The following is a 14,876-nucleotide window of genomic DNA, read 5'->3' on the forward strand; positions in this document are numbered from 1 at the left end:
CATGTACGAGGCATTCTTCGGCCTGCGCGAGAAGCCCTTCGCGCTGACTCCGAATACCGGATTCATGGTCCAGCTGGCGCCTTACCAGGCTTGCCTCAATCTGCTGCGCGTGGCGCTGGCGGAGGGCGAGGGCTTCATCAAGGTGACGGGCGAGGTCGGCACCGGCAAGACGCTGCTGTGCCGCGCGTTGCTCAACGAGCTGGACCCGGAACGCTACCAGCTGGCCTGGCTGCCGAACCCGACGCTCAATCCGCTGGCGCTGCGCCAGGCGCTGGCCCATGAGCTGCATGTGGTCGATGCCCAGGAGCTGGACAACCACGGCCTGCTGGCTGCCCTGCACGCGCGTCTGATCGAACTGGCCGGGCAGGGCAAGAGCAGCGTGCTGCTGATCGACGAGGCGCAGGCACTGCCAGCCGCCACGCTGGAAGCCTTGCGCCTGCTGACCAATCTGGAGACCGAACACAGCAAGTTGCTGCAGGTCGTGCTGTTCGGCCAGCCGGAGCTCGATGCGACCCTGGCTCGCGAAGATTTTCGCCAGCTACGCCAGCGCATCACCTTCTCCTACAGGCTGCGGCCGCTGGACGTCAGCGATGCCCAGCGTTACCTGCAGGAACGTCTGGCCGTCGCCGGCTACCGTGGCGAGCCGCTGTTCCAGCGCGCTGCCGTACGCCGTCTGGTACGCGGCAGTGGCGGCATCCCGCGGCTGCTCAACATCCTTGCTCACAAATGCCTGATGGCCGCTTTCGGCGAAGGCAAGCGCCAGGTCTCGGTGCGTCACGTGCGCCGCGCACTGGCGGATACTGAAGGGGCGCGGCCAGGCTCGGCGCACCGTTTGAGCTGGACGCTGTTCGGCTGCGCGCTGTCCCTGGTCGGCCTGATCGGCGCCTGGCCCTGGCTCGAACAGTTGCCGAAGGTGCTGCCATGAGCCTGGTCAACGACATGCTTCGCGATCTCGAAGTGCGCCGTGCCGCGCCGGCCGAGCGCGAACGGCTCTCCGGTCTGTACGCCGCCAACGAAACCGCAGCCGCACGCCGGGCGGGCTTTGCGCGTCTGCGGCGTTGGCTGCTGGTGATCGCTGCGCTGGTGCTGGCGGGCATCGCGCTGGCGTTGCTGCCCGCGTGGACCTCCGAGTCGGTCGAGACCCAGTCGGAGCCCGTCACTCCGATCGTTCCGGCAAGCGCTACCACGCGCCTGCTGGAAGTACTGCCGCAGAACGATGGCTCGCGGTTCGTCCTGCAGCTGCTGCTCGATCGTGCCGTCAGTTATCAGCGCACCGATGAGGGCGGTTCCGTCAGTTTGCAGCTGAGCGGCGTCCAGCTGAACGGCGAGGCGCGCAGTGGCCGGATAGAGACCCAGGGGCAGAGTTTGTCCTGGCGAGTGGAAGCGCACGGCGATCAGGTACAGGTGCTGTTCGTCGGCCTGGCCGAGCGCCTTCAGGTGCGTGATCGCCTCGAAACGGCCGGTGATCGCTGGCAACTCTGGCTGGAAGTACCGCTGAATAGCGAGCGCACCGAGCAGGAGCCATCGCTGGCCTTGCCGGTAGCCGAACCGGAAACGCCGGAGGAGGCGAGCCTGCCGGAGTGGGTAACCCGCGAAGCCCCCGCGAACCAGCCCGAGCCGGTGATCGTCTCGACGGCCAAGGCCGCGCCAGCAGAAAGCCCCGCCCCGAGCGCAAGCCCGAGCCGCGCGACCCCGCTGGCGAGCAATATCGGTCGCCATACCCCAAGCGCGCTGGAGCAGGCGCGCCAGGCACTGCACGACGGGGATCATCCCCGAGCGATTCGTGAGCTGCAGGCCCTGCACGAGGCGCAGCCGAAAGACCCGCAGGTGGTGCGCTGGCTGGCCCGCGCCTATCTCGCGGTCGGTGAAACCCAAACCCTGCTCGCGTGGCTGCCGGCACAGCTGCAGGCGCGGCCATTCGATTCAGAACTGCGCGAACTGCTGGCGCGTGCCCAGCTGCAAGGCGGAGACAACCTCGGCGCCATCGCGACGCTGCGCGAGAACCCGCCGGAGCTGTTCCAGCACACCGCCTATCACGCCTTGCTCGCCGCGCTGTACCAGCAGGTCGAGGACTGGGCCGCCAGCGCGGCGATCTACCGCCAGCTGGTTGCCGCCCGTCCCGACCAGGCGTCCTGGCAGTTGGGCCTGGCCATTTCCCTCGAACAACTCGACCAGTCCACTCAGGCCAGCGGGCATTACCAGAGGGCGCTGCAAGGGCAGGGGCTGGACGAAAGCGCACGGCGTTTCGCCAGTGAACGGGCCGCTTCCCTGGGAGGAACGCAATGACTCAGGACATGCGCCAGCGCAAGGTTCGCCTCGGCGACCTGCTGGTCCAGGCCGGGCTGATCAGCGACGCCCAACTGCAGCTGGCCCTGCAGGACCAGAAACGCAGTGGCTCCAAGCTCGGCCGCACGGTGCTCGATCTGGGCTTCATCGACGAGGTGCGCCTGCTCACGGCGCTTTCCGAGCAACTGCAGATTCCCTTCGTCGAGCTCAAGCACTACAAGTTCGACAACCAGCTGACCCAGAGCCTGCCCGAAGCCGTGGCGCGGCGTTTTCGCGTCATCGTGCTGTCGCGCCAGGGCGATGGTTTGCTGGTGGGCATGTCCGATCCGCTCGACCTGTTCGCCCAGGACGAGATGGAACGCCTGCTCGGCAAGCGCGTGTATCCGGCGGTGGTGCGCGAAAGCGAACTGCTCGGTGCGCTGGATCGGCTCTACCGGCGCACCAGCGAGATCGCTTCGCTGGCCGGCGAGCTGGAGGGCGATCTGCAGGACAGCGATTTCGACCTCGCGCGCCTGGGCGCCGAGAGCAACAGCGATGCGCCGGTGGTGCGCCTGCTGCAGACGCTGTTCGAAGACGCCGTGCAGATGAAGGCCTCGGACATCCATATCGAGCCGGACGAAAGCGTGGTGCGCATCCGCCAGCGCATCGACGGCGTACTCAACGAACAGGTGATGAAGGAGCAGCGGGTCGCTTCGGCGCTGGTCATGCGCCTGAAGATCATGTCCGGCCTGGATATCTCGGAAAAGCGCCTGCCGCAGGACGGCCGCTTCAACATTCGCGTGAAGAACCGCAGCCTCGACGTGCGCGTCTCGACCATGCCGGTGCAGTTCGGCGAATCGGTGGTGATGCGTCTGCTCGACCAGAGCGGGGCGATGTTCCAGCTCGAAGGCACCGGCATGCCTCCGGCCATGCTCGAGCGCTTCCGCCGCCTGCTGCAGCGCCCGCACGGCATGGTGCTGGTCACTGGTCCCACCGGCTCGGGCAAGACGACGACGCTCTATGCCGGCCTGTCCGAGCTGAACAGCCCGGAAAAGAAGATCATCACCGTGGAAGACCCGGTGGAATACCGGCTGCCGCGCATCAACCAGGTACAGGTCAACGCCAAGATCGAGCTGACCTTCGCCCGCGTGCTGCGCGCCGCCCTGCGCCAGGACCCGGACATCGTGCTGGTGGGCGAGATCCGCGACCAGGAAACCGCCGAGATCGCCCTGCGTGCCGCGCTCACCGGCCACCTGGTGCTTTCGACCCTGCACACCAACGACGCACTGACTTCGGCGATGCGCCTGATCGACATGGGCGTCGAGCCTTTCCTGGTCGCCACCGCGCTCAACGCTGTGCTGGCCCAGCGCCTGATCCGTCGCGTGTGCGAAAACTGCCTCGAAGACCACCAACCCGATCCGCGGCAGATCGCCTGGCTCGAAAACCTCTACGGCCAATCGCTGGCGGGCACGCGCTTCAAGCGTGGCAGCGGTTGTCACCATTGCCACAACACCGGCTACAGCGGCCGGGTTGGCGTCTATGAACTGCTGGAACTGGACGAGCCGATGATCGCCGCGCTGCGTCGTGGCGACCCTCAGGGTTTCGCCGAAGCCGCACGCCAGCAGCCGCACTATCGGCCACTGGCCGCCAGCGCCCTGGACTATGCCATCGCCGGCATCACCAGCGTCGATGAAGTGCTGAAAGTCTGCGCCACCCTGGCCGACGATGAGGTGAGCGCGTGAACGCCCGGCCCGCGCAACGCCGCACCGCTCTTATAGGAGCCAGCTTGCTGACAATTCTCGGTTGCCCGGTGCGCCCTCATCGCGAGCAAGCTCGCTCCTACAGGTCAGGACCGCACACCGCCTTTGCTGATGGTTCCCACGCTCCCGCGTGGGAACCCCAGTGCGGACGCTCATCGTCCGAGCGTCGCAGCGCATCGCCAACGGCGTTCCCACGCGGAACATGGGAACGATCGGTACTCCATGCTTGCACGAAAACCCCCTCTCCCCTCGTGGGAGACGACTGCATGGATGCAGGAGGTAGGACGACGCAGGATGCCAAAGCCCAGGGCTGGGGTGAGGGAGTGCTCCCGCTCCCAGCATCGCGTCGTTCAGCCGCGACAGCCGCCGGAGCGCTCGCCTGATGCCCGCCTTCCGCTATACGGGTCGCAACGCCCAGGGCGCCAAGGTCAACGGCGCCGTCGAAGGCATCAGCGCCGATGCCGTGGCCAGTGAGCTGCTCGCGCGCCAGATCACCCCGCTCACCATCGAAGCCGAGCAGGTCCAGGGCGGCGCCGACGTGCTGGCCGTGCTGCGGCAAAAGCTGCGTCGCAAACGCGTCGACCTGGACGAGCTGATCATCTACACCCGCCAGATGTACAGCCTGACCAAGGCGGGCGTGCCGATCATCCGCGCCATCGGCGGCCTGGCCGAATCGAATCGCAACCTGTATTTCCGCGAAGTCCTGCAAGACGTTCGCGCCAGCCTGGAAAGCGGCTTGTCCATGGCCGTGGCGCTCAATGCGCATCCCAAGGTCTTCAGCAACCTGTTCGTCAGTATGGTCAGCGTCGGCGAGAACACCGGCCAACTGGACCAGGCCTTCAAGCAGCTTTCCGCCTACCTGGAACTGGAGCGCGAGACCCGCAAGCGCATCAAGCAGGCCACCCGTTACCCGATCTTCGTGCTGGTGGCCATGGGCGTTGCGCTGGCGGTGATCAACCTGCTGGTGATCCCCGCGTTCGCCAAGGTCTTCGCCCAGTTCCACGCCCAATTGCCCTGGGCCACCCGCGTGCTGATCGGCACCTCCAACTTCATGCGCGACTGGTGGTGGCTGCTGTTGCTCGGCATCGTCGGTGGCCTCTACGCCTTCTTCAAATGGGCGGAAACCGACGCCGGCGCGCTCAAGTGGGACCGTGTCAAGCTGCGCCTGCCCATCGTCGGCGGAATCTTCGAGCGCATCGCCCTGGCGCGCTTCACCCGCACCTTCGCGATGATGTACCGCGCCGGCGTGCCGCTGCTGCAAACCCTGTCCATCAACAGCGCCAGCGTCGGCAATCGCCATATCGGCGAAGCGATTCTCGCCATCCGCGAAAACGTCGAGCGCGGCGAAGCGCTCACCCGATCGGCTCACAACAGCGGCCTGTTCACTCCCCTGGTGCTGCAGATGATGGCTGTCGGCGAGGAAACCGGCGCGCTGGACGACCTCTTCGTCGAAGTGGCCGATTTCTACGAACAGGAAGTCGACTACGACCTCAAGCAATTGGCCGACGCCATCGAGCCGATCCTCATCGTCTGCATGGGCGTGATGGTGCTGGTCCTCGCGCTGGGCGTGTTCCTGCCCATGTGGGAGCTGGGCAGCGCGGCGCAAGGGAGGGGGTGATGACTGAAGCAGTGAACAACGAAACGCGAAGGGCAGGGCGGTACGCCTGTGCCGACACGAAAGGTGAGCAGATGAATGAAAACCAGCAGCGAGCGCATGTAATGCAGAAGAACCAGGGCTTCACCATGATCGAGCTGGTGGTGGTCATCGCCATCCTCGGCATCCTCGCCGCGGTGGCGCTACCGCACTTCATCGACTCGGCCAAGGACGCCCACCGCGCCACCGTGCGCAGCGCCGGCGGCGCCTTCACGTCGGCCGTCTCCCTGGTGCGCGGCCAATACGAACTCAACCGCAACGGCGGCAGCAACAGCTGCGTGGCCGGCAACTGCCAGATCGACGTCGCCGGTTACGGCAACGGCACGATCGACGTCAACGCCGCCGGCTGGCCGGTTGGCACCGAACGCAGCGGCAACCCCGGCGCCAGCACCAGCATGAGCGCGGATGAATGCCGCCGCCTGTGGGGCACCCTGCTGCAGGCCTCTGCTCCCAGCATCACCGGCGACCACGCGGCCTTTACCGCGACGGCCAATGGCACACGCTGTTTGTATCGCTACAACCTCGATGGGGCTGACGACCTCATCGAGTACAACGCCAACACCGGCGAAGTCTTCGTCACCTTCAACTGAACGTAAAACAGGAGCGACAACCATGAAGAAACAACAAAGCGGTTTCACCATGATCGAGTTGATCATGGTGATTGTGATCCTGGGGATTTTGGCGGCGTTTGCATTGCCGAGGTTTGCGGATTTTGGGACTGATGCGCGTGCTGCGGCGATACAGGGTGCAGGTGGAGCAGTGAAATCGGCATCTGCAATCGCTCATGCGGCACATTTGGCAGGAAAAAGCACGACGTCCGGTACTCCAGCTGTGACTACAGTAAGGCTGGAAGGTGAAGATATCACCATGGTAAACGGCTATCCAAGTGCTGCGAGCATTCTAGATGCGGCACAAATTTCCGATGAGGATTTTGATACTAATACAACGGGGACTACTACCACTGTTTCCGCAAAAAATGTCGCGGATAAAACTAAGTGTCAAGTGAGATATACAGAGGCAACCTCTATTGACGACGCTCCGGATATTTTGATTGAAGTCGATGACTGCAAGTAATGCCAGGTTAGCCATTTATAAGTAAACCATGTGGTAGGGAATGAAATCCGCCAATGCTAGAAGCCCCTGCGGTATATGGCTGGCGGGTTTCGCTGACCCGCACCGCAGCCAGCCTTTGGCTGGGTTGCCATGACTTTCTGGAGTCGGGTCGACTCCGCCCCAATCCGCTTGTATAAGAAGGGCAAGCTAATGGTTGAACGCGGTTTTACAATCATCGAATTGATCATGGTAATCGTGATCCTCGCCATTATTTCCGCTGTGGCCCTTCCGCGCTTTTTCGATCGTAAGACCTTCGATGAGCGCTTTTATTTCGAAGAGGTTCTTTCGTCTGTTCGCTATGCGCAAAAATTGGCGGTGGCGAGTGGGTGTTCAATAAAGGTTCTGGCCGATAGCGACGGCTATCGACTGACCTATGCAAAAGATTGCGGTGTTGGTCCGGCTGATCCCAAAGCCAACGAACTTGTCGCCAACCCTTCGGGAGAGGATTATCAGGGTGTTAACGAGTACGATGTAAATATTGATAAGAGCTTGTCCGTGACATTTGACTCACTCGGGGCAGCCCATCCCGCCGCTAGCGTCGAATTTTCAGGTGGGATTTTCAAACTTATTGTTCACTCCACCGGATTTATTGAGGCCACCCCGTGATCACCGGGTTAAGCACCTGCACTAAATATCCTGTAGGGGCGAATTTATTCGCCTGGCACCGAACTCCCGGATGCCTGTGGCGTGACGCCAAACACCAGAGCCTCAACCCGAGTGGTTTGACACCACGAGGCCTGTCGCACTTTCCGCATAAGCTGAACGCATACGGCCAGGCGAGTAAATTTGCCCCCCGCAAGCAGCGCGGCCTGACTCTCGTCGAACTGGTGATCACCATCGTGATCATCGGTATCGCCGCTGCCGCTCTATACAGCGCCATGGCCGTGATCGGAGGGCGTTCCGCCGATCCGATGCTGCGTCAGCAGAGCCTGGTGATCGCCGAGGGTTATCTCGAAGAAATCCTGTTTCAGCCCTATCTGGACCCGAACTCAACGAATACCGGAAGCTGCGCGGCGACCCCAGGTTTGTCCAGATCCCGGTTTGACGATGTATGTGACTACGCGAGTCTGGATGACCAGGGGGTACGGGACGCGACCGGTGCCCTGGTTCAGGCGCTGTCCGGTTATCGCGTACAGGTTTCAGTCACACAGCTGGCCAATTGGAATGGAGTGCCGGCCAGACGTATCGATGTATCGGTGACCGACCCGTCAGGCCAGCGCCTGCAACTCTCCGGCTTCCGTACCTGCTACGGCGAAGTCGATGCCAACGGGGCGGATCGATGCCCATGAAATCTGCACGAGCTTTCACGCTGGTCGAATTGATCATGGTGATCGCCCTGAGCGGCATCGTGCTGTTGATGATCACCAGCGTCATGCAGCATCCGCTACGGGCATTCGTCGACCAGACTCGCCGCAGCGAGCTGGTCGAGCAGGCGACGGTCGCGTTGAACCGCATGGCCCGCGATATTCGCCTCGCTGTACCGAACTCGATTCGTCAGTCTTCCGATGGTCGAACGCTTGAAACCCTGAACATTCTCCAGGCAGGCCGCTACGTCTCGAATCGAGCTGGCGGTGACAGTCTGCGCTTCTCCAGCGAGCCTAGCGGCTGTGAGACGAGCAATGGTCGTTGCGATGGTTTCCAGGTTCTGGACCCGGACCTGTCAGTTGCGGGTGCGCGCTGGCTGGTGATCAACAACCTGGGTGCGAACAGCGGCGGTGTGCCGACGCCGGGTGGCAATGTCTGGGCCTATGCCGATCCGGGTGTCATCACGCCCACGGGCACGACCTTCGACGCAACCCAAACCGGCAACGAAACCCTGGTTACGCTGGATCTGCCGGGAGGCGCCTTCACCTTTGTCCATGCCTCGCCACAGCGTCGCTTCTACCTGGCCGACCAAGCCATTGGCTATCGCTGCAATCCGGCCAGCAGTGGCGGGCAGCTGCTGCGCTACACCAGCGTGACGCTGTCCGCGTCGGTATCCAGTGCCGTGCCGTCCGATTCCGTACCGGTCGCATCTCATGTGACTGCCTGTAGCTTTGCCTACCAGCCCGGCAACCCACAGAGGCCTGGGCTCGTGACACTGAGTCTGACCCTGGACCGGGACGGCGAATCCATAACTCTTCAACAACAGGTGCATATCGACAATGCGCCATGAAAAAGGCTTTTCACTGATTGCTGCTCTGTTCGTGATGATCGTCGTCGCGCTGACGGTCGTTGCCATGGCGCGGCTTTCAGTCACGACCAGTGGGACGTTGAGCCTGTCGATCCAGCAGGCCAGAGCCTATCAGGCGGCCCGGGCCGGGTTGGAGTGGGGGATTCGCGAGGCTGTGAAGGACGGATCTTGCCAGTCCAGTACGAGCCTGGCCCTGGATGGAGTTCTTGCCGAATTTTCGGGAGTCGTCGTCACCTGCAAATGGCCGCCGGACGAGTACCCAGACCGCGAGAACGGAAAAGACCTGACGCTGTACACCCTGACCGCTGTTGCACAGAACGCAGCATCACCCTCGGAGCGGCCGGATTATGCATATCGAAAACTGACGGCAAAGGTCGAGAAGATTGAAAATTAACCGTACCTTTTTGATGCGCTGCTGGTTGCTGATCCTTGCTGCGATATTGCCCGGTGGCGCGCATGCGGCGAGCTATACGTTCTACTGGGAAGGTTTTTGGCTCTGGGGTGAATACAAGACCAATGCCCCCTGCACTGGCAACTGGAGTTACAGCTCCGACTCCTTCACATGCAACGGCTCCGTGAACCTGGCGCCCGGTGACACGTTGCAGGTCGATACCAGCAGGCTCAGCCATATCACCGTCATTGCGGACGGTGGGTTCGCGCTGGCGCGCAATACCATCGGTACCAGCAACAAGAACATCACGTTGAGCGCCGGCTACGGCCCGGTGACTGCGACCGGAACCAATACCATCCATGGTTCCGTCCGCTCCAACAGCGGTGCGATCACGCTGAGCGACACCGCCGTTCAGGGCTCGGTCGAATCGGTCAACGGCACAATCACTCTGACCAAGAGCTCGATCAGTTCCAACCTCAACGGTGGCGGCAGTGTAACGACGCATGATGGAACGACGATCGGCGGGAGTCTGAGCAACAACCATGGGGCGGTGAGCCTCGACGGCGGACGTGTGGGCAGTATCAACGCCGCGCAGAACGTTACCACGATCAATGGAACCGTCATCACTGGCGCACTGACTGCCAGTGGGGAGGTGACGTTGGGGGCAGGCAGCGTCGGCGGCAAGGTGAGCGCTCGGAAAGTGGTTGCCGATGACACGAACTTTAGCGGCGATATCGTCGCGACCGAGGGACTCGTTACTCTCACCGGTGGTTCGGTCACGGGAAACATCAGCAGCAATTGCTGCACCGTTACCTTGAATAGGATGCAGATAACCGGGAACGTTACTGCCCGTCAGAACAACATCATGCTCGATGGCAGTACCGTTACCGGCAATCTCGTTACTACCAACGAAGTACGGTTGCTCAACGATTCCTTCGTCTATGGCGACGTCACTGCGGCGACCTGGGGCAACACCACGATTACCGGCACCGGGCGCAGCCATGTCTATGGTGTCTGTACCCCTACCGGCACGACACCTGCGGATCTGTGCGACGGAGAGATCAAACCGGTCTGCCTGACGTCCTCACCGGATAACTTCAACCGCAGCATCATCGGCGGCGACTGGGCCGTTACCTCCCGTAGCGGCACCTTTGGCAATCCACGTATCGTCAATGGCCGGCTTCGTCTGACCGACGACAGCACCAACGTGGCGACTGGAGCGACGGTTCAACGTACCTTTCCGGCAGCCAATAACCTGATCAGTGTCACGTTCAAGTACTACGGCTATTCCACCAGGAGCAATCGCGGCGCCGATGGTATGGCGCTGATCGTATCCGACGCCCGTGTCACGCCTCAGCCCGGAGCCTATGGCGGTTCTCTCGGCTATGCGCAGAAGACCGGAATTTCCGGTTTCGCCGGCGGGTGGCTGGGTATCGGCTTCGACGAGTTCGGCAATTACTCCAACGACACCGAAGGTCGCGAGGGCGGGATCGGTTCGCGTAGCGACGCGATCGCGATTCGTGGTCCGGGAAGCGGTACCGACGGTTATCACTACTTGACGGGAACAGGCACTCTGTCGAATGGAATCGATAACCCCAGTTCGACCTCGTTAGCGGGCCCGGGGCATCTTTATCGCGTCACGATCGATTCGCGTACCAGAGGCAAGACACTGGTGACCGTCGAGCGGGATACCGGCGGTAGCGGGAGAAACTACAGCACGCTCGTGTCGGCCTATGACGTTCAGGCACACAGCACCCAGGACTCGGTACCGGATAATTTCTGGCTCAGCTTCACTGGCTCGACGGGCAGCAACGTCAATATCCACGAGCTGGACGATCTGCAGGTCTGCGCCAACCGGATGAATCCGATTGGCACCCAGATCGACCATTTCGAGATCATTGCGCCGTCTTCGGGGCTGACATGCTCGCCGCTGCCGGTCACGGTGAAGGCCTGTCTGGACTCCGCCTGTGCCCTGTATACCGAGGCGGTCACGGCTACCGCCGTATTGTCGGCCAATGGCTCGATCGTCAGTAGCGATACCCGAACCTTCATCGGTGGTAGCGGCGGTTTTTCGCTTAGCAGAACGACCAAGGGGAGCGCGACCTTGGGGATTGCAAGCTCTAATCCAGCCACCAAACCGCTCAGCCAGACCCTGTGCAAGATTGGCTCCGGCCCGCTCGGCACGAACTGTACGCTCACGTTCGCCGACTCGGGCTTCGTCTTTGATGTGCCGACCCAGCTGTCCAACAAGCTTTCGGATGATGTTCTGATCAGGGCTGTGCGCAAGGATGACACTTCGCAGCGGTGCGTGCCGGCCTTCCAGAACGTCGAGCGCGACGTGCAGTTCTGGTCGGGATACATCGATCCCTCGGCGAGCGCTGGCCGTTCGCTCGAAGTCAACGGCACCGCTGTCTCATCTGCCGAGGCATCACCCACAACGCTGAAGTTGGCGTTCGATAACGACGCACAAGCGCCGATCAAGGTGCGCTACAACGATGCGGGCAAACTGGAACTCAATGCACGATATAGCGGTAGCTCGGGCACGGGGGACAGCGGCCTGAGCATGCTGGGTTCGGATCAGTTCGTGGTAAAGCCGATAGGGCTGTGCGTCGAACCAACGGATTCGCCGGCAAAGTGGTACTGCGAAAAAGGCGATGCCAGCTGTCAGGTTTTTGTTTCTGCAGGAGATGGTTTCCCGGTGCGCTTCAAACCGGTGGGCTGGCAGGGCGATGAAGATGAAGACCTTTGCCTAGGCAATCCGACTACACCCAACTTCCGCCATGATGGCATCGCTCTGGCATCGGTGCTGGTGGCACCGACCGATGGAGTCGAGGGTACGGTAACCCTGGCTGCCAACGACCAGAATCGTTATGACCATAAGCCGACTGCCGGGGGGACGGTGCAGGATGTGAAGTTATCCGAGGTGGGTGTATTTCGCATCAGTGCCACGCCGCCTGCCGGAGGCTATCTGGACGGGGAGACGGTGGCCGGTGGGACTTCGGTGAATATCGGCCGGATCACACCCGCCTATCTCGAAGCGACGGGGGCCGGCTCGCTCAGGCCGGCCTGTAGCGCAGGCTATACCTATCAGGCGCAGCCACTGGAGCTCAGCGAGTTACCGAGCCTTACCATCACCGGCAAGAATCGTAGCGGAGTGACCACGACCAACTATGATCGTGGAGCGTTCTGGAAATTTCCGGGAGCCTGGTCGCCGCGCTTCTTTTCCAGCGTCGGGCGCGCCTCGCTCGACCAACGTATTCCTGTCGATGGTGCACCTACGGATCTGGACTGCACTTTGGAAAACAACAAGGCCAGTTGCGTCGCCGCCAGGTTGGGTGTCAAAGATTTAGAGTCACACAGCGAGACGGATACGACTGTCGGCGATGGCGCCAGAACGATGTCTGCTTCGCTCATCCTTCAGTACCTACGAGGTGCGACGCCGGACAGCGATGACAGGCTATTCGACGCCCAGATAGAGGTTTTTACCGACAAAGCGCAGCTCATCGATAGCGATGGTGTAGAAACACAGGAACACCATGAATTCAGCATGGGCGGCTCGCAGGTTCTGTTGGGCCGTTACAGACAGGAGGGGGCGACGGGATCGGAACTGAGTCCCTTGCGTCTTCCGCTTGTGCTGGAGAAGTGGACTGGCAGTGCTTTCGTAATGAACACGGATCCGACCGATGATGATTGTGCCGCTGTCAGCGATGTCATCATGCTCGATCCGAGCGGTAATTTGTCGGTCGGAGATACAACCGCGACGTTGGGAGAAGCTTCACAAGGCATCCGCCAGATTACCCTGAGTGCGCCTGGTGCGGGCAATGCCGGCAGCATACGGGTCGAGCCGCAGGTACCCAGTTGGCTGCACTTCGATTGGCTTGGGACCGGCCCGTCCAATCCCAGCGCCATTGCCATTTTTGGCGGCTATGCGGGTTCCAAGCCGCTAATCTTCCGTCGCGAAATCTACAGGGGTATGTAACGCGCGTTGTCGGCCTGGCGGGCGCATCTCCCTGGCCGGATCGCAGCTCTCTCCCCAGCGAGGGGGCGGCCTTCCGAGATTAAAGAGGGGGTTACCCCGGCCTGCCTGTACCGAGGGCCCCGAAACTGGTCGATGAAGACTATGCAGGGCATATGCCAGTTTCGGGGGAGAGGCGCTGTCACGGGTGCCAAGCTCGTAGCGCCGAACTTAATTCGGCTACAGGCCATGGAGGCCGAACAAGTTCGGCCCTACAACGGAAGTTCTATGCATGAAAAGAGTGCGATATCGGGCGATTCGCACTCTCGCGGCGCACTCAGTTCTGTTCCGGCCACACCCGGATCGGTGCGCCCTCAGCAGGCCAGAAGCGCAACTGGTCGATGTTGGAGACGTCCCAGCGTTCGACCTGCGACAGCAAATCCAGGAAATGATGTTCCTGCTTCATGATCAGCTCGGGGCACATCTTGCGCGTGCTGCCGATGTTGCTGAAGCGAATCTGCTGGCCGTCGCGCTCGTAAGTGGCGAACCAGTGGTTGCAGCCGGCATTGCCATAGACCCGGTCTTCGTTGAAGGTCAGGGAGAGCGGCGTGCGACCGATGACGGGTTCGTCGCCGATCCATTCGGCGATGTAGGTCACGTCGTTCTGTAGCGCCAGGGGCTCGACCGCGCAGCCAGCCGTGGTGAGGGCCGTCAGGCCAAGCAGGATTTGCGATTTCATTGTTGAGCTCCCTGACAACCGGGGCAAAGGTGGCGACCACCGACATTCGTCCAGCCAAGTTCGGCGATGCGTGCTTCGGCGGCAGGGGCTCGAGCGGCTTCGCCGGATTTGGCGTCCACCGCGAATTCGAAATCCAGTTGCTTGCCGCAGCTGTCGCAGTCGACCTGCCAGTTGTGAATGGCCAGCTCGCGGAAAACCGGACCGCTGGCCATGGCTGTCCATTGGCCGGGTGGATTGATCAGGTGGCGGACTTTGTCCACGATCAGGCGCTGCGACAGATCGCGGCTGCCCTTGAGGGTGACGATCAGCACGTCCCCGCTACGGATCGAGCCGCCGTTACCGGTGACCTGATAGCGTCCCGGCGCCAGCGCGCGGCATTCGGTGAGGGTGTACGCGGGATTGAGCAGGTTGTAGCGAAAATCGTGTTCGGCCATGACTCGTGATCGATTGTGAGGGGAGCAACGCGCAATGCTATCACGCTCGCGTCCGGCTCCGGCTTGGCTGCAAGGTAAAGCTTCGATACCCACCTGCCAAAACCGCACGCACTGCTTTCGTGGGAACCGCGCCCTCGCGGCCAATGCTATTTCGCTCAGGTTTCGGATATCGCACATCCCAAGGGAGAGGGCGCTCACCGCTCGACCGATAATTAAACGAACACCATACGCACGCATCCCGGCTTTTCCGGTATAGTACGCGCCGGCTGAAATCAGCCCGCGTTCAGGTGCCGCAACAATACGAAGCGCTGCTTCGGCTGCTGTCAGCTTTCGAGCTATCCTTGACGATTCATCATTCATACGTTTTCGCAAACCCCGCCGACCAGGCTGCC

The 14,876-nt window shown here is 61.8% G+C and carries 13 protein-coding genes; 11 read left to right on the top strand and 2 right to left on the bottom strand.

The window, feature by feature from the left end; translation table 11 throughout:
• Position 1: 1 nt before the first annotated feature.
• The 11 genes from EA795_RS12545 (at position 2) to EA795_RS12600 (ending at position 13,335) form a co-directional block, all read left to right on the top strand.
• Positions 2-925 carry an ExeA family protein gene (locus EA795_RS12545; RefSeq protein WP_058078245.1) on the top strand — a complete coding sequence of 308 codons (924 nt, stop codon included), beginning with the start codon at positions 2-4 and terminating at the stop codon, positions 923-925.
• Positions 922-2,286 carry a tetratricopeptide repeat protein gene (locus EA795_RS12550; protein WP_058078246.1) on the top strand — a complete coding sequence of 455 codons (1,365 nt, stop codon included), beginning with the start codon at positions 922-924 and terminating at the stop codon, positions 2,284-2,286. The genes EA795_RS12545 and EA795_RS12550 overlap by 4 nt, the downstream gene beginning before the upstream one ends.
• Positions 2,283-4,007, top strand: coding sequence for a GspE/PulE family protein (locus EA795_RS12555; protein ID WP_058078247.1), 1,725 nt, complete (start codon positions 2,283-2,285; stop codon positions 4,005-4,007). The genes EA795_RS12550 and EA795_RS12555 overlap by 4 nt, the downstream gene beginning before the upstream one ends.
• Before the next feature lie 400 nt (positions 4,008-4,407).
• Entirely contained in the window at positions 4,408-5,643 is a 1,236-nt protein-coding gene (locus EA795_RS12565) for a type II secretion system F family protein (RefSeq protein WP_122077629.1), read from the top strand.
• Positions 5,644-5,714: 71 nt separating this feature from the next.
• On the top strand, positions 5,715-6,269 hold the full coding sequence (locus EA795_RS12570; protein ID WP_122077631.1) for a type II secretion system protein: 555 nt from the start codon (positions 5,715-5,717) through the stop codon (positions 6,267-6,269).
• Positions 6,270-6,291: 22 nt separating this feature from the next.
• Positions 6,292-6,753, top strand: a complete 462-nt coding sequence (locus tag EA795_RS12575; protein ID WP_122077634.1) for a pilin — start codon at positions 6,292-6,294, stop codon at positions 6,751-6,753.
• A gap of 189 nt (positions 6,754-6,942) precedes the next feature.
• Positions 6,943-7,398 carry a pilus assembly FimT family protein gene (locus EA795_RS12580; RefSeq protein ID WP_014852477.1) on the top strand — a complete coding sequence of 152 codons (456 nt, stop codon included), beginning with the start codon at positions 6,943-6,945 and terminating at the stop codon, positions 7,396-7,398.
• Positions 7,395-8,081: a prepilin-type N-terminal cleavage/methylation domain-containing protein gene (locus EA795_RS12585; protein ID WP_240645012.1), complete on the top strand. Its 687-nt coding sequence runs from the start codon at positions 7,395-7,397 to the stop codon at positions 8,079-8,081. The genes EA795_RS12580 and EA795_RS12585 overlap by 4 nt, the downstream gene beginning before the upstream one ends.
• On the top strand, positions 8,078-8,947 hold the full coding sequence (locus EA795_RS12590) for a PilW family protein (protein ID WP_122077638.1): 870 nt from the start codon (positions 8,078-8,080) through the stop codon (positions 8,945-8,947). Before EA795_RS12585 ends, EA795_RS12590 begins: the two co-directional genes overlap by 4 nt.
• A complete protein-coding gene (locus tag EA795_RS12595) occupies positions 8,937-9,359 on the top strand; it encodes a type IV pilus modification PilV family protein (protein WP_122077640.1) in 423 nt (140 codons plus the stop codon). The genes EA795_RS12590 and EA795_RS12595 overlap by 11 nt, the downstream gene beginning before the upstream one ends.
• Positions 9,349-13,335: a DUF6701 domain-containing protein gene (locus EA795_RS12600; protein ID WP_240645013.1), complete on the top strand. Its 3,987-nt coding sequence runs from the start codon at positions 9,349-9,351 to the stop codon at positions 13,333-13,335. Before EA795_RS12595 ends, EA795_RS12600 begins: the two co-directional genes overlap by 11 nt.
• 313 nt (positions 13,336-13,648) lie before the next feature.
• On the opposite strand, the gene EA795_RS12605 is transcribed toward EA795_RS12600, so the two are convergent.
• Complete coding sequence (locus EA795_RS12605) at positions 13,649-14,050, bottom strand: META domain-containing protein (RefSeq protein WP_065983843.1); 402 nt, start codon at positions 14,048-14,050, stop codon at positions 13,649-13,651.
• Positions 14,047-14,484: a hypothetical protein gene (locus tag EA795_RS12610; RefSeq protein ID WP_122077642.1), complete on the bottom strand. Its 438-nt coding sequence runs from the start codon at positions 14,482-14,484 to the stop codon at positions 14,047-14,049. Before EA795_RS12610 ends, EA795_RS12605 begins: the two co-directional genes overlap by 4 nt.
• Between the last annotated feature and the right edge of the window lie 392 nt (positions 14,485-14,876).

Origin of the sequence: Stutzerimonas nitrititolerans (assembly GCF_003696285.1) — a bacterium.
In the GTDB taxonomy this organism is placed as follows: Bacteria; Pseudomonadota; Gammaproteobacteria; order Pseudomonadales; family Pseudomonadaceae; genus Stutzerimonas; species Stutzerimonas nitrititolerans.

What these genes read in the sequence shown, in the direction of transcription:
- EA795_RS12545 (WP_058078245.1), top strand. Translation starts at nt 2, where the DNA reads ATGTACGAGGCATTCTTCGGCCTGCGCGAGAAGCCCTTCGCGCTGACT.
- EA795_RS12605 (WP_065983843.1), bottom strand. Translation starts at nt 14,050, where the DNA reads ATGAAATCGCAAATCCTGCTTGGCCTGACGGCCCTCACCACGGCTGGC.
- EA795_RS12565 (WP_122077629.1), top strand. Translation starts at nt 4,408, where the DNA reads ATGCCCGCCTTCCGCTATACGGGTCGCAACGCCCAGGGCGCCAAGGTC.
- EA795_RS12595 (WP_122077640.1), top strand. Translation starts at nt 8,937, where the DNA reads ATGCGCCATGAAAAAGGCTTTTCACTGATTGCTGCTCTGTTCGTGATG.
- EA795_RS12580 (WP_014852477.1), top strand. Translation starts at nt 6,943, where the DNA reads ATGGTTGAACGCGGTTTTACAATCATCGAATTGATCATGGTAATCGTG.
- EA795_RS12590 (WP_122077638.1), top strand. Translation starts at nt 8,078, where the DNA reads ATGAAATCTGCACGAGCTTTCACGCTGGTCGAATTGATCATGGTGATC.
- EA795_RS12610 (WP_122077642.1), bottom strand. Translation starts at nt 14,484, where the DNA reads ATGGCCGAACACGATTTTCGCTACAACCTGCTCAATCCCGCGTACACC.
- EA795_RS12555 (WP_058078247.1), top strand. Translation starts at nt 2,283, where the DNA reads ATGACTCAGGACATGCGCCAGCGCAAGGTTCGCCTCGGCGACCTGCTG.
- EA795_RS12570 (WP_122077631.1), top strand. Translation starts at nt 5,715, where the DNA reads ATGAATGAAAACCAGCAGCGAGCGCATGTAATGCAGAAGAACCAGGGC.
- EA795_RS12550 (WP_058078246.1), top strand. Translation starts at nt 922, where the DNA reads ATGAGCCTGGTCAACGACATGCTTCGCGATCTCGAAGTGCGCCGTGCC.
- EA795_RS12575 (WP_122077634.1), top strand. Translation starts at nt 6,292, where the DNA reads ATGAAGAAACAACAAAGCGGTTTCACCATGATCGAGTTGATCATGGTG.